Annotated in this window: 14 protein-coding genes; 10 read left to right on the forward strand and 4 right to left on the reverse strand. The window is 72.0% G+C overall.

Features of this window, described 5'->3' with window-relative positions; all coding sequences use genetic code 11:
• Positions 1-167: 167 nt before the first annotated feature.
• The 3 genes from AB0K08_RS14415 to AB0K08_RS14425 are packed head-to-tail and all read left to right on the forward strand — an operon-like array spanning position 168 to position 2,726.
• Complete coding sequence (locus AB0K08_RS14415) at positions 168-1,541, forward strand: MFS transporter (protein ID WP_363355637.1); 1,374 nt, start codon at positions 168-170, stop codon at positions 1,539-1,541.
• 32 nt (positions 1,542-1,573) lie between these two features.
• On the forward strand, positions 1,574-2,122 hold the full coding sequence (locus tag AB0K08_RS14420) for a hypothetical protein (protein ID WP_363355639.1): 549 nt from the start codon (positions 1,574-1,576) through the stop codon (positions 2,120-2,122).
• Positions 2,123-2,159: 37 nt separating this feature from the next.
• A complete protein-coding gene (locus AB0K08_RS14425) occupies positions 2,160-2,726 on the forward strand; it encodes an isochorismatase family cysteine hydrolase (protein WP_363355641.1) in 567 nt (188 codons plus the stop codon).
• A gap of 28 nt (positions 2,727-2,754) precedes the next feature.
• On the opposite strand, the gene AB0K08_RS14430 is transcribed toward AB0K08_RS14425, so the two are convergent.
• Together AB0K08_RS14430 and purN are read right to left on the reverse strand one after the other, a co-directional pair.
• Positions 2,755-4,155, reverse strand: a complete 1,401-nt coding sequence (locus AB0K08_RS14430; protein ID WP_363355643.1) for an MFS transporter — start codon at positions 4,153-4,155, stop codon at positions 2,755-2,757.
• 79 nt (positions 4,156-4,234) lie between these two features.
• Positions 4,235-4,828, reverse strand: coding sequence for a phosphoribosylglycinamide formyltransferase (gene purN / locus AB0K08_RS14435; protein ID WP_363355645.1), 594 nt, complete (start codon positions 4,826-4,828; stop codon positions 4,235-4,237).
• Positions 4,829-4,861: 33 nt separating this feature from the next.
• Between purN and AB0K08_RS14440 the strand changes: the two genes are divergently transcribed.
• Genes AB0K08_RS14440 through AB0K08_RS14465 form a run of 6 tightly spaced genes read left to right on the forward strand, consistent with a single transcriptional unit; the run spans position 4,862 to position 9,206 of the window.
• Positions 4,862-5,677, forward strand: a complete 816-nt coding sequence (locus tag AB0K08_RS14440) for an ATP-binding cassette domain-containing protein (protein ID WP_363355647.1) — start codon at positions 4,862-4,864, stop codon at positions 5,675-5,677.
• A gap of 10 nt (positions 5,678-5,687) precedes the next feature.
• A complete protein-coding gene (locus AB0K08_RS14445; RefSeq protein WP_363355649.1) occupies positions 5,688-6,350 on the forward strand; it encodes an ABC transporter permease subunit in 663 nt (220 codons plus the stop codon).
• The gene (locus AB0K08_RS14450) at positions 6,347-7,030 is read left to right on the forward strand and encodes an ABC transporter permease subunit (protein WP_363355651.1); all 684 of its coding nucleotides are present in this window, start codon (positions 6,347-6,349) and stop codon (positions 7,028-7,030) included. The genes AB0K08_RS14445 and AB0K08_RS14450 overlap by 4 nt, the downstream gene beginning before the upstream one ends.
• 9 nt (positions 7,031-7,039) lie before the next feature.
• Positions 7,040-7,984, forward strand: a complete 945-nt coding sequence (locus AB0K08_RS14455) for an ABC transporter substrate-binding protein (RefSeq protein ID WP_363355653.1) — start codon at positions 7,040-7,042, stop codon at positions 7,982-7,984.
• A 5-nt stretch (positions 7,985-7,989) separates the two neighbouring features.
• Positions 7,990-8,403 carry a hypothetical protein gene (locus tag AB0K08_RS14460; RefSeq protein ID WP_363355655.1) on the forward strand — a complete coding sequence of 138 codons (414 nt, stop codon included), beginning with the start codon at positions 7,990-7,992 and terminating at the stop codon, positions 8,401-8,403.
• Positions 8,400-9,206 carry a fused MFS/spermidine synthase gene (locus AB0K08_RS14465; protein WP_363355657.1) on the forward strand — a complete coding sequence of 269 codons (807 nt, stop codon included), beginning with the start codon at positions 8,400-8,402 and terminating at the stop codon, positions 9,204-9,206. The genes AB0K08_RS14460 and AB0K08_RS14465 overlap by 4 nt, the downstream gene beginning before the upstream one ends.
• Here AB0K08_RS14465 and AB0K08_RS14470 read toward each other — a convergent pair whose 3' ends face one another.
• A complete protein-coding gene (locus AB0K08_RS14470; protein ID WP_363355659.1) occupies positions 9,207-10,604 on the reverse strand; it encodes a DUF6350 family protein in 1,398 nt (465 codons plus the stop codon).
• A gap of 146 nt (positions 10,605-10,750) precedes the next feature.
• Here AB0K08_RS14470 and AB0K08_RS14475 point away from each other — a divergent pair, with 146 nt between their 5' ends.
• Entirely contained in the window at positions 10,751-11,947 is a 1,197-nt protein-coding gene (locus tag AB0K08_RS14475; RefSeq protein WP_363355661.1) for a glycosyltransferase family 1 protein, read from the forward strand.
• Between the two features lie 22 nt (positions 11,948-11,969).
• Here AB0K08_RS14475 and AB0K08_RS14480 read toward each other — a convergent pair whose 3' ends face one another.
• A complete protein-coding gene (locus AB0K08_RS14480; protein ID WP_363355663.1) occupies positions 11,970-13,352 on the reverse strand; it encodes a DUF222 domain-containing protein in 1,383 nt (460 codons plus the stop codon).
• Positions 13,353-13,441 lie beyond the last annotated feature (89 nt).

A 13,441-nucleotide genomic window follows, 5' to 3' on the forward strand; every position in this document is an offset into this window, starting at 1 on the left:
CCGAAGTCGCGAGGATAGTCCACACCCGCCACCGGCATCTGCGGCACCAAATCAGCCATACTCCAGCATACTTCAGCTAAGCAGATACCCAATACGTCCGTTCGATGTCCACCTGGACCGTCGCTGGCATGCCTCCATGGTCCCAGAGGCGGTGGAACAATGGCGGGGTGAGCCAGTCCACCAGCACGCCCAGCTTGCCCACGGGCGAGGAGATCGTCCAGAGCCTGCCCTGGCGGTGGAACACCCAGGGCCGGGTGTTCATCATCGGCGGCCTGGGCTTCATGTTCGACGCCTGGGACGTCTCCCTGAACGGCGTGCTCATCCCCCTGCTGCGCGAGGAATGGTCCCTCAGCGTGGGTCAGGCCGCCTGGATCGGCACGGCCAACCTGATCGGCATGGCCGTGGGCGCCTTCGTCTGGGGCACCGTCGCGGACCGGATCGGGCGCAAGAAGGCCTTCACCGCCACGCTGCTGATGTTCTCCCTGTTCACCCTGGCCGGGGCCCTGACCGGGGACCTCGTCTGGTTCGTGCTCTTCCGCTTCCTCGCGGGCTTCGGCCTGGGCGGGTGCATCCCCGTGGACTACGCACTCGTGGGCGAGTTCACCCCCCGGAGGCACCGCGGCACCGTGCTCACGGCGATGGACGGCTGGTGGCCGGTCGGCGCCGCCGCCTGCGGCTTCCTCTCCGCCTGGCTGGTGGCCGAGTTCGGTGACTGGCGGCTGCCGATGCTGGCCATGATCCTGCCCGCCCTGCTGGTGTTCTTCGTCCGGCTGCACGTGCCCGAGTCCCCGCTGTTCCTCATCCAGCAGGGCCGCGAGGCCGAGGCACGGGGCGTGATCGATGCGATGGTGCGCCGCACGGGGGCGGCACCGCGCGAGTACGTGATGCCGGAGGTGCCGGCGCCGAGGCGGCTGACCGTGCGGGCCCTCGGCGAGCAGCTGGCGGAGCTGTGGCGGCACTCCTGGCGCATCACCACCGTGGCCTGGGCCCTGTTCTTCACCCTCATGCTCGTCTACTACATCGCCCTGCAGTGGCTGCCCACGTTCCTCATCGAGGCCGGCTACGAGCAGTCGCGGGCCTTCATCATGACCGGTGCCATGGCCGCCGTGGGACTGCTGGGCGTGGTCGTGGCCGCCTGGCTCGTGGAGAAGACCGGCCGCAAGTGGCTGCTGGCGGTCACCGCCGTGGTGGCATCCGGGCTGCTGACGGTGCTGGCCGTGCTGCTCCAGGTCCCGGCGGCGGTGCTCCCGCTGGTCCTGGCGTTCGGCTTCGTGGTGCAGATCGCCATCCCCGTGCTGTACGCCTACGTCTCCGAGCTGTACCCCACCGAGCTGCGGGGCTCCGGGTTCGGCTGGGCCTCGGCGGTCTCCCGCATCGCCGCCGGCGTGGGCCCCCTGGTGTTCGTGGCCTACCTGGTGCCGGCCATCGGGCTGGCCTGGTCCTTCGCGGTGACCGGCGCGCTCGTGGTGGTGGCCGTCGTCGTGATGATGCGCCTGGCCCCGGAGACCAAGGGGCGGGACCTGGAGGTGAGCCAGGCGTGAGGTGGCAGCACAGCCACGGAGCACTCGTCCTGATGCAGCAGACCCCGGTGAAGAGCTTGGAGCGGGTGCCTCAGGAGACGACGACGGCCGGGGCCGGAGCTCTGCCGCCGTCCGGCGGGCGGATCCCGGGTTTCATCATCGTGGTCTGCGTCCTGGTCGGAGTCCTGGGCCTGGTGGTCCTGGTCCTCGCCGGCAGCAGCATGCTCCAGGGAGACTTCTCTGCCTCCGGCACCGGCCGGAGCCGCTGGATCACCCCTCCCATCGCCTTCCTCCTCGGACTCGGGCTCGCCCTGGCCCCGATCGCCATCATCCGGCAGGAACGCGGCACCCACCGGCGGGGAACTGACGCCCACCAGATCCATGAGCGGTGGGAATCGGTGCTGTCGCTGACGCCGGACGGCGTGTTCATCCAGGAGGGACCTCTCTACGGGTTCCACCCGTGGCGCGCGGTGACCCCGACCGTGCTGGACGGACTCCCAGAACCGGGCCGGGCCGTCGTCGGGCACTATCTCGAGCACCCGAAGGACCGGGGCGAGCTCGACAGCGAGGTCGCGGTGCACCGGGCGCGCACCATCTCCTGAAGGGGAGGACCGCGACCACTATCCGTAGGCTGGCCCCATGACCGCCACCGGAACCGCCGTGCTCTTCATCGACCTCCAGGAGGGATTCTTCGAGTTCCCCGACCTCGCCGACAACCGCGAGCTGATGGTCCGCGAGAGCAACTGGCTGGCCAGGGCGGCCCGGGCCGGCGGTCACCCGGTCCTGGTGGTGAACACGGTGCACCAGCGGGACCGGTCCACCTGGACGCTGAAGATGCTCGAGGACGGCCAGGGCTTCAACTTCGAGGGCAGCGACCAGGCCGAGCCGCTGACGGGCCTGGACCTGCGCCCCGCCGAGGTCCTGGCGAAGACCCGGGACAGCGCCTTCTTCGGCACGGGACTGGCCGAACGGCTGGCGGCCCTCGGCATCCGGCGGCTGGTCCTGGCCGGGGTGAGCGCCGAGTCCTGCGTGTCCGCCACGGGGCGGGACGCCTTCGCCCACGACGTCGAGGTCGTCTACGCGCGGCTGGCGATCGCCTCCTCGGACGCCGACCGCGGATGGCGCGACCTGGAGAACCTCGGCGCGGACTTCCGCCAGCCGATCCTCAACCGCCCCGACCTGGAGCGGATGCTGGACGGGGCGTAGTCAGCGGGCAGTAGTCAACTGGCGGTCGTCAGCGCCGCGGGGCCCGGTTGGCCTCGATGTCGGAGCGGCGCAGCATCCAGAGCGCCACGGAGGCGATCAGCACCACCCCCGCCACCCCGGTGTAGACCGACTGCGGGGTCCAGCCGACGTCCAGCAGGCCGCCGGTGGCCAGCGGGGCCAGGATGGCGCCGGCCCGGCCGACACCGATGGCCCAGCCCGCACCGGTGCTGCGCATGGAGGCCGGGTAGGCCTGCGGGGTCAGCACGTAGAGCCCGGCGATACAGCCGTTGATCAGCATGCCCACCACGATCCCGAGGGCGAAGACCGCCCAGACGATGGCCGTGGAGGAGATGAACAGCACGATGGCCACGGCGGAGCCGATGGTGAACCAGAACAGCGTGGACCGGGTGGACCAACGTGCCGTCAGGAACCCGAACAGCAGCGAGCCGATGGTCCCGCCCAGGGTCAGCATGATGCCGGCGACCACGCCCTGGTTCTGGGTCAGCCCGGACTCGTTGAGCAGGCGCGGCGTCCAGGAGTTGACGAAGTAGAAGCCGAACATCACGGCGAAGAAGGACACCCAGACCAGCACCGTGACCTTCCGGTGGTTCCGGTTGAAGAGCGCACCGATGCCCCGGTCGTCCTCCCCGGCGGTGCCGGATGCGGTGCCCGACGCCGGCCCGGCGGCCCGGGTGCCCCCGTCCGGTCCCAACGGCGCCGGCAGTGCCGACACCGGTGCCTGGCCCACCTTGCGGGCGATGCGGTTGATCTTCTCCAGGGCCCCCGCCGGCCGGCGGTTGTAGAGGTAGGCCGCAGACTCCGGAAGCAGGAAGACCACCAGGATCAGGGCCACCACGGTCAGGGCGCCGCCCAGGGTGTACACCGAACGCCAGCCGTACTCGGACATCATCCACACCGCGGCGGTGCCGCCGAGGGAGGCGCCCACCCCGTAGCCGGCGGCGTAGATGCTCACGGCCAGTCCACGGCGGGCCCGGCTGGCGTACTCGGAGGAGAGGACGTTCGTGCCCACCAGGATGCCGCCGATCCCGAGGCCCGTGACGATGCGCCAGACGCCCAGCTCCGCGGCGTTGGCGGAGGTGGCCGAGAGGAAGAGCCCGGCCGCGTTGACCACGATCGCCAGGATCGTCATGTTCCGCCGGCCGATCCGGTCGGCCACCGGCCCGAGGGTCAGGGAGCCGACGGCCATGCCCAGCAGGCCGGCGCTGAGCAGGAAGCCCAGCTCGGAGCCGCTCAGGCCGAACTCCTCCGTGACGGGGGTGGCCGTGAACGCCATCGCGAGCACGTCGTAGCCGTCGAGGGCGTTGAGGAAGGTGCAGATGCCGATGATGAGCCACTGGTAGGCGCCCATCGGCGCGTGCTCGATGCGGTGGCGCAGATCGCCGGTGTCGTGGTCCTGGACCGAAGCCATGCGAATACCTATCTCGATAGTGAGTTAGTTTGGACACATACTATCGGTGAGCCTGCTCACAGGCAACGGAGCCGCAGACTCAGCGACGCGCTGCGTAGTCCCCCGGCTCCTTGCCGGCGGCCAGCTCGCCGAGCACCACGAGCAGCAGGTTCCGCTCCTGCACCTTGATCCGCTCGTGCAGCGTCGCCTCGGTGTCCGTGTCCAGCACGGGCACCGCGGCCTGGGCCAGGATCGGCCCGGTGTCCACCCCGGCGTCCGCCACGTGCACGGTGCAGCCGGTGACCTTGACCCCGTACCGCAGGGCGTCCCGGACCCCGTGCGCACCGGGGAACGCGGGCAGCAGCGCCGGATGCGTGTTCAGGTACCGCCCCTGGAACGCCTCGATGAACTCCGCACCGGCGATCCGCATGAATCCGCTGGAGAGCACGTAGTCCGGGGCGTAGGACGCCGTCTTCACGGTCAGCGCGTGGTTCCAGGCGGCGCGGTCCTCGAACTGCGCGAAGTCCACCACGAACGTCTCGATCCCGGCGGCCGCAGCGCGAGCCAGCGCGCCGGCGTCGGGCGTATCCGAGCCCACCGCCGCGATCGTCACGTCCAGGGTGCCGGAGGCCGCAGCGTCCAGCACCGCCTGCAGATTGGATCCGGAACCGGAGGCGAGGGCCACAATACGCATGGGTTCAATAGTAGGTCCGCGTAGTGTGGGCGCATGATCTCGTACGGATCCGTCAGCAAGCGCTTCCGCGACGGCACCACGGCCGTGGACGACTTCACCCTCGAGGTGCCGCAGGGGTCCCTGACCGTCCTGGCCGGCTCCTCCGGCTGCGGCAAGACCACGCTGCTGCGGATGGTCAACCGGATGGTGGACGCCACCTCCGGCCGGGTCGAGGTCGACGGGAAGGACGTGGCCGACCAGGACCCGGTGGCCCTGCGCCGGCGGATCGGCTACGTCATGCAGAACGCGGGGCTGCTCCCCCACCGCACCGTGGGCCAGAACATCGCCACCGTCCCCCGACTGACCGGCATGGACCGGGCCGCGGCACGGCGCAAGACCGCGGACATGATGGACCTCGTGGGCCTGGCCCCGGAGCTGGCCGACCGCTACCCCGCCCAGCTCTCCGGCGGACAGCAGCAGCGCGTGGGCGTGGCCCGCGGGCTGGCCGCCGATCCGGAGATCCTGTTGATGGACGAACCCTTCGGCGCCGTGGACCCACTGGTGCGCGGCGAGCTGCAGCGCCAGCTGCTGGAGCTGCACCACCAGCTCGGCACCACCATCCTGTTCGTCACGCATGACATGGACGAGGCGCTGAGCCTCGGCGACCACATCGTGCTGCTCCAGGCTGGCGCGCAGGTGGCCCAGCAGGGCACCCCGCGGGACTTCGTCTCCGCCCCGGCCAGCGACTTCGTGCGGACCTTCCTCGGCCTGGAGCGCGGACAGCGCACCCTGCACCGCGAGACGGCGGCGGACGGCTCCGTGCTCGTGGTGGACCCCCACGGCCGTCCGGCCGGAGTCCTCGCGGAGTGACGGGAAGACCGTGAACTGGATCCTCGGCAACCTCCCGCTGATCGGCGAGCGCCTCTGGGCCCACCTCGCCACGTCCCTGCCGGCCATCCTGCTGGCCCTGCTGATCTCCCTGCCCCTGGGCTGGCTCGCGCACCGGGTCCGGGCCCTGAACGGCACGGTGCTCACCGGGGCCGGGCTGATGTACGCGATTCCCTCGCTGCCGCTGTTCATCGTGCTGCCCGTGCTGATCGGCACGGGTGTGCGGGACGTGGTGAACGTGGTGGTGGCCCTGACCCTCTACGGCGTCGCCCTGCTGGTGCGCAGCGTGGCGGACGGCCTCGACTCCATCCCCCCGGAGGCCCGCAACGCCGCCCTGGCCCTGGGCTACCGGCCGCTGCGGCGGTTCCTGGCCGTGGACCTGCCGCTGGCCGGCCCGGTCATCCTCTCGGGGCTGCGCGTGGTGGCCGTCTCCACGGTCTCCCTGTGCACCGTGGGGGCCGTGCTGGGCATCCCGTCCCTGGGCCTGCTCTTCACGGACGGCTTCCAGCGCGGCATCCTGGCCCAGGTCCTCACCGGGATCGTGCTGACCGTGGCCCTGGCCCTGACCCTGGACCGGCTGCTCGTGCTGGCCGGCCGGCTGCTGATGCCCTGGACGCGCAGTCGGTCCCGGCGAGCCGAGGGGGCGCGCGCATGAACCAGATCTGGGAGGCCATCCGCTGGTGCCTCGATCCCTCGAACTGGACCGGTCCCTCCGGCCTGGGCGCCCGCTCGCTCGAGCACCTCGGCTACACCGCGCTGGCCCTGCTCATCGCCGCGGCGATCGCCGTGCCGGTGGGCTGGTGGGTCGGGCACACCGGCCGGGGCCGCGGGGTGGCCGTCGCCGTGTCCGGTGCGGCCCGTGCCCTGCCGACCCTGGGCGTGGTGACCCTCATGGGCCTGCTGCTGGGCATCGGGCTCGCCGGGCCGATGACCGCCTTCGTGGTGCTCGCCGTGCCCTCCATCCTGGCCGCGGCCTACGCGGGCTTCGAGGCCGTGGACCGCAGGGTCCTCGACGCCGCCGCGGCCCAGGGCATGACCGGACGCCAGGTGCTGTGGCGCATCGAGGTGCCGCTCGGGCTGCCCCTGCTGATCGGCGGGCTGCGGTCGGCGGCCCTGCAGGTCATCGCCACCGCCACGCTCGCCGCCTACGTGGGCGCCGGCGGGCTGGGCCGGTTCCTCTTCCTCGGGCTGAAGACGCAGGACTACGCCATGATGCTCGGCGGCTCCCTGATCGTGGTGGCGCTCGCCATCGTCCTGGACCTGGCCTTCGCCGCCGCCGGTCGTGCCACGGTCCCCCGGGGTGTCCGGGTGGCGCGCCGGGTCCACGCCACGTAGGTTCAACCCATGACCTCACGCCCCCGCCCTCCCCGCACCGTCCGCCGGTCCCTGCTGGCCGCGGCAGCCGTCTCCGCGCTCGCCCTGACGGGCTGCGGGAGTTCAGACCCGCTCGGGGGCGGGGAGAGCACCGGCAACGACGGCGGCGGCCCGGCCGAGGCGATCGTGATCGGCTCCCAGCAGTACTACTCCAACGAGATCATCGCCGAGCTCTACGCGCAGGCCCTCGAGGCCGAGGGGTACACCGTGGAGCGCGAGTACCAGATCGGCCAGCGCGAGGTGTACCTGCCCGAACTCGAGTCCGGGGCGATCGACCTGCTGCCCGAGTACGGCGGCAACCTGCTGCAGTACTACGACGCGGAGTCCACGGCCACCACGCCGGACGAGATCCAGGACGCGCTGGGCGAGGTCCTGCCGGACGGGCTGCGGGCCCTGCCCCAGGCCGAGGCCACAGACCAGGACTCCTACAACGTCACCCGCGCCTTCGCCGAGGAGCACTCCCTGACCTCCCTGGCGGATCTGCAGACCGTGGACCAGGACCTGAAGGTGGCCGCCAACTCCGAGTTCCAGACCCGCCCCTACGGCCCGGAGGGGCTGAGCGAGACCTACGGCGTGGACGTCACCGTGGTGCCCGTGGAGGACTCGGGCGGCCCCCTGACCGTCAAGGCCCTCGTGGACGGGGACGTGCAGCTGGCCGACATCTACTCCGCGGACCCGTCCATCGAGACGGAGGACCTGGTCACCCTCGAGGACCCGGAGAACCTGATCCTGCCGCAGCACGTCACCCCGATCGCCTCGGAGGACGTGGACGAGGAGGCCGCCGCCGTGATCGGCGAGGTCAACGCGAAGCTCTCCGCCGACGAGCTGATCGGGCTGAACCGCCAGTCGGTGCAGGACCAGGCCTCGAGCGCGGACCTCGCGAGCGCCTGGCTCTCGGAGCAGGGACTAGTCTGAACGAAGTGAGCCAGACCGAGTCCCCCCGCACCGATCCCGGACCCGACACCGCACTGAAGAGGTACCGCTCCCTGCGGGATGCGCTGCTCTGGCTGGCCGGGATGCTGCTGCTCACCTACCTCTCCTCGGTGCTGACCCTGCCGTGGAAGTCCGTCGCCCTGCTCTTCGCGGTGGCGGGCCTCGTCTGGGGCGTGGTGGCCCTCGTGCGCACCGCCCACGTGAAGTCGCCCTGGCCCCTGCGTCTCGCCGCCGCGGCGGCGATGGCCGGATGCGCCGTGTTCGGCTTCGTGGCCTCGGCGCAGATCCTGTTCTGGGACGCGACCGAGCAGTTCGAGGACTGCACCTCCTCCGCCCTGACGGACCGTTCCCTGGAGAACTGCACCGGCACCTACACCGAGCAGCTCGGCGGCTTCCGGTGACTCCCCCGGCCTCCAGCATCCACCTGGGCGAGTCCGGTGAGCAGGCCCGGATCGTCCCGGATGAGCACGACGACGGCTGGGTGCTTCAGATCGGCGGCGCCGTCCAGTCCCACGTCGACCTGGCGGACCCCGGCAGGATCCGCTACGAGTACCTGCGCCGGATGGCCAACGTGCTGGACACCTGCTGGCCGGCCGGCCAGCCGGTCCGCATCCTCCATCTGGGGGCGGGCGCGCTCACCCTCCCCCGGTACGTGCAGGCCCGGCGCCCCGGATCCGCCCAGACGGTGGTGGACCTGGACCGGGAGCTGCCCTCCTTCGTCCTCTCCGCGCTGCCCCTGCCGGAGGGCACGGACCTGACCGTACTGATCGGGGACGCCCGCGAGGAACTGCGGCACCTGGCCGGAGGGCGCTTCGACGCCGTCGTACTGGACATCTACACAGGGGTGGACGCGGCCGGGCACCTCACGGGTCAGGACTTCTACGGCGAGCTGCTGGACGCCCTCACCGAGGACGGCGTGCTGCTGGTGAACATCGGGGACGACGCCGGCCTCCACTTCCTCGGCCGGCAGGCCCTCGCGCTGGAGCTGGCCTGCGCCGAGGCGGGCCTGTCCGGCGCCTGGGCGCTGGCGGACTCGACCCTGCTGGAGCAGGCGCAGGCCGGCAACGTGGTCCTGGCCGCCGGTGGGGCGCTGGCCGCCCACGAGCCCGAGGCGCTGCGATCGGCCCTGCTGACCGCCGGACCGCACCCGGCCGCCGTGCTGGACCCGGCTCAGACCGCGGCGCTGGCCGACCGCCTCGGCTAGTCAGCCGCGCCGGCCGGCGCGGCCGCCGTCGTGCTCCTCGTCCTCGCCGTCCTCACCGTCTTCGCCGTCTTCGCCGACCTCGTGGTCGGGCTCCTGGTTCCAGGCCTCCGGCAAGACGAGTTCATAGCCCTCCCAGAGCGGGGAGACGAGATGGCCGAACATGGAGCCGAGGCCCACGAGGCCGCCGAGCATCACCGCGGCCAGCCAGGCCTCCGGCCCCAGCTCGACGAGCCGACCCACCCCGAGCGAACCGGTCGAGAGCCAGAGGGGCACCACGGCGAGCGCCGCCGTCGCCACCGCCACGCACACGCCCAGGGCGAGGGTGGACAGCGTCAGGGAGGCCCAGCGGGCGCGGATCTTCAGGGACAGCCACTCGTCGAAGTGGTTCTCGCCCTCGCGCAGCAGCCACCAGCCGGCGAGGAAACCGGCGAGCACGGGCAGCAGCAGGAACACCCAGGACCACGACGGCTCCAGGCCCACCGGCAGGGCGGTGAGCATGGGGATCGCAGGCTGGGGACCCACGGCGGTCTGCAGCGGGGCCACCACGGAGCCGCTGCCGAGGGTGAACCCGGCGCCGGAGGTCCAGGCCAGGGCCCACACGGCCAGGTTCGGCAGGACACCGAGCTGGGCCACGGTGACGACGGCACCGCCCCAGGGCCCGGCCCCGAGCTCCTGGTAGACCTGCGCCACGTCCGCCCAGTGGAGCCCGATCTGCACGGCCATCAGCGCCGCGGCGAGGCCGAAGGCGGCCACCAGCCCCACGAATCCGGCCCGCAGCACGGACCACACGTAGGACCCGGCCCAGCGTGAGTGCTGGGAGAGCCGTTCGATCCGGTCGGCCAGGTTGACGCCGATCAGCCGGCCCCAGGATCCGGCCTCGCGACGGGCTCCGGCCAGCAGGGCGAGGACCATGACGGCGGTCGGGATGAGCGTGCCCCACAGCGGGTTGATGGCGACCATCCCGTTCGGCACCAGCAGCGAGGTCATCAGCCCCACCAGGGCGTAGGCCCCCGCCCCGCCGGCCAGGGGCTGCCAGATCTGGTCCCGGTAGGAGGCCCGGGCCAGCCGCCGGCCGGCACGCCACCCGAGGAACAGCGGCATCAGCACCAGCCCCCAGGGCAGGAACCAGAAGGTGCCGGTCTGGGTGTCGGCCGAGGTGGTGGCCGACTCGATGGTCAGGTGCAGCGGCACCCCGTGGATCGCCAGCCAGATCTGCCCGCCCATCCGGGCGATGAAGTCGATCCCGGTGGCGGCGAACCCGCCCCCGGACCAGATGACCATCAGCGGGATCAGCACGAGCATCGCGGAGATCACCGCGGCGATGAGTACCTCGATCGCCCCCTGCACCCACAGGGGCAAGGGCAGGGGCTTCAGGGCACGGCTGTTTCGGGCGTTCATGTCACCGTCCATGGTGCCACCCGGCCGGCGACCGGTACCGGAATCCTCCCGGGAACGGCGCGGCGTACCGAGAGTTCACCCGGCCGCCATGTGGCTGCCACCGCGCCGCGTACCGGATGTCGAACGGGGCCGGTAGTCCTGGGTCTGTGAGAGTCGCCGTGGTCGCTGAATCCTTCCTGCCGCACATGAACGGCGTCACCCACTCCATCCTGCAGGTGCTGCGCCACCTGAGGAGCCGGGGGGACGACGTCCTGGTGATCGCCCCCTCGTCCTCCTGGATGGACGACGAGGCCCCCGCCGAGGTGGAGGGCTACCCCGTGCACCGGCTCCCCTCCATCCCCCTGCAGGGCTACACCAACGTCCGGGTGGCCGCCGGGACCGTCAGCCGCGTCCGCCGGATCCTCGCGCACTTCGCGCCCGATTTGGTCCACATCGCCTCCCCGTTCGTGCTCGGCTGGCGCGCGGTGCAGGCGGCGAACGCCCTGGGGCTGCCCAGCGTGTGCATCTACCAGACCGAGGTCCCGAACTACGCGGCCCGTTACGGGTTCCCGTGGCTGGAGGACGTGCTCTGGCAGCACGTGGAGCGCATCCACGACCAGGCCACCCTCACCGTGGCGCCCTCCAGCTTCTGCATGGACCAACTGCACGAGCGTGGCGTCCAGCGCGTGCACCTGTGGCGCCGCGGGGTGGACACCGCCCGGTTCCACCCCTCCCGGCGGGACCCGGCCCTGCGCGCGCGGCTGGCCCCGAACGGCGAGCGGCTCATCGGCTTCGTCGGCCGGCTGGCCGCCGAGAAGCAGGTGGCCGACCTCGCCGTGCTGAACGACCTGCCGGGGACCCGGCTGGTGATCGTCGGCTCCGGCCCGCTGAAGGACGCGCTGAAGAGGAAGCTGCCCGGTGCCCACTTCGCCGGCTTCCAGGGCGGGGAGGACCTGGCCCGCCATGTGGCCGCCTTCGACCTGTTCGTGCATCCCGGCGAGTCCGAGACGTTCTGCCAGACCATCCAGGAGGCCATGGCCTCGGGCGTGCCCGTGGTCGCGGTGGGCCGCGGCGGCCCCCTCGACCTCGTGGACGCCTCCCGCACCGGCTGGCTCTACGGCCCCGGGGACCTGGGCGAGCTCCGCGAGCGCGTCAAGGACCTGGTGTACGACGACGTCAAGCGCCGTGCCTTCGCCGAGGCCGCCTTCCAGACGGTGCAGGGGCGGACGTGGCCGGTGTTGTGCGAACAGCTGGTCGGCTACTACGAGCGGGCCATCCGCGTCCGGAACCGCCAGAACGACGTGTACGTGCGCACCTACCTGGAACAGAGTTCCGGGTGGGACGGCTGGCTGCTGCCTCGCTAGCCGGTGCGGGTGCCGCCTCCTCTCAGGCGGCCTGCTCCGGGTCCGGACCCCACCGCCGTCCGGGTGGCGCGAACGGCCGCACCGGCATGGCGTAGATGTGGCCGGTGGGCGTGCGGACCTGAAGTCCGTCCGGACCGGGCCGGTGGTTCCACCCCGGCTGCTCCTTCATGAAGTTGCAGCGGGCGCAGAGCCCCGAACCGTTCTCCCAGCTCGTGGCCCCGCCCTCCCGGTGGGGCACGGCGTGGTCCACGTGCCGGATCGGCGCATCGCAGTAGGGCGTCCGGCAGAGGTCGTCCCGCAGCAGCACCATCCTTCGCAGCAGGGCCGGAAAGGTCCGTTGCTTCGAGTCCATGGCCACCAGGTTCCCGGTGTCCGGTGCCGTGTAGAGCCGCCGCAGGTAGACCTCGGCCTCCGTGCGGCCCAGGATCTGGCGGGCGTGCTCGGCCGGGACCGGCCCGTGCCCGGGCAGCCAGGCGGGAGTGTCCTCCCCGTCCAGCAGGGCGGCGTCCGTCATGCCCAGTTGGATCTCCACCGTGGTGTCCGTTGCCCGCGCCTGGCCGGTGAGGCGCTCGGCCATGGCGTCAGCCATGATCTGGTGCGGGGTGCGGCCCGCCGCCTCCCCGGTGGCCGTCACGGAGGCCGCGCGCTCCATGAGGGCGCGCCGGCAGGCCGCCGCCTGCTCCAGGGGCAGCAACGCCGTCAGGTACGCCATCCCGTTCCGGGCCGGCCGGACGGTGACGTGCCGGGATTCGGCCGCCCGGTCGAAGTATTCGGTGGCGGCCACGGGATCCTGGCGGATCGCCTCCTGCCGTACCTCGTTGATGAGATCACGGTCACCCAGGAACGGCATCCGCTCGGACAGTGCCTCGTCTACCCCGCGTCGCGCCTCCGGTGGGAGCCAATGGGTCTCGCGCTCCAGGGCGGCGGCCCGGCCCTCGCTGATCTCCCCGGTGGTCAGGGCCGCCAGGGTGTGCGGCATGTCCTGCACGAGGTGGCGTGCCAGCCGCAGCCGCCGGAGCCCTCGATGCGGGGATTCGCGACGGGCCAGGCCGACCTCGCCGCCCACGCCCCGCCCGAAGTCGCCCTTCGTCCGACCATGGGCCGCGTCCTCCGCCTGGCGATGGTCGTCAAGCACCACCGTCTCCCGCGCCTGGGCGGCGGCGCAGGCGGCCTTCAGCTCCTCCAGCACGCGGATCCGGTCCACGGCCTCGGCCGGACTGGAGGACGGCTCCATGGCGGCCAGCACCTGGCGGATCCAGATGAGGTCACGGGCGTCCTGCGGGACGGGCGTGGCGGACGGACTGGGCGGCTCTGGCGGCCCTGGTGGCTCCGGCGGCTCTGGCGGCTCTGGTGGCTCTGGTGGCTCCGGCGGCTCGGGTGCCCCCGGCGGATGATCTTCGAACATGCCTTCGACTCTAGATGTGACCTTGGACACGATAAGGCCCGGCCCCCGCGTCACAGCCCCTGCTGTGGACGACACGGCGTTCCGCGTCG

It is taken from the genome of Citricoccus sp. NPDC055426 (genome assembly GCF_040677445.1).
Taxonomy (GTDB): domain Bacteria; phylum Actinomycetota; class Actinomycetes; order Actinomycetales; family Micrococcaceae; genus Citricoccus.

What these genes read in the sequence shown, in the direction of transcription:
- AB0K08_RS14420 (WP_363355639.1), top strand. Translation starts at nt 1,574, where the DNA reads ATGCAGCAGACCCCGGTGAAGAGCTTGGAGCGGGTGCCTCAGGAGACG.
- AB0K08_RS14425 (WP_363355641.1), top strand. Translation starts at nt 2,160, where the DNA reads ATGACCGCCACCGGAACCGCCGTGCTCTTCATCGACCTCCAGGAGGGA.
- AB0K08_RS14430 (WP_363355643.1), bottom strand. Translation starts at nt 4,155, where the DNA reads ATGGCTTCGGTCCAGGACCACGACACCGGCGATCTGCGCCACCGCATC.
- purN (WP_363355645.1), bottom strand. Translation starts at nt 4,828, where the DNA reads ATGCGTATTGTGGCCCTCGCCTCCGGTTCCGGATCCAATCTGCAGGCG.
- AB0K08_RS14440 (WP_363355647.1), top strand. Translation starts at nt 4,862, where the DNA reads ATGATCTCGTACGGATCCGTCAGCAAGCGCTTCCGCGACGGCACCACG.
- AB0K08_RS14450 (WP_363355651.1), top strand. Translation starts at nt 6,347, where the DNA reads ATGAACCAGATCTGGGAGGCCATCCGCTGGTGCCTCGATCCCTCGAAC.
- AB0K08_RS14455 (WP_363355653.1), top strand. Translation starts at nt 7,040, where the DNA reads ATGACCTCACGCCCCCGCCCTCCCCGCACCGTCCGCCGGTCCCTGCTG.
- AB0K08_RS14470 (WP_363355659.1), bottom strand. Translation starts at nt 10,604, where the DNA reads ATGAACGCCCGAAACAGCCGTGCCCTGAAGCCCCTGCCCTTGCCCCTG.
- AB0K08_RS14480 (WP_363355663.1), bottom strand. Translation starts at nt 13,352, where the DNA reads ATGTTCGAAGATCATCCGCCGGGGGCACCCGAGCCGCCGGAGCCACCA.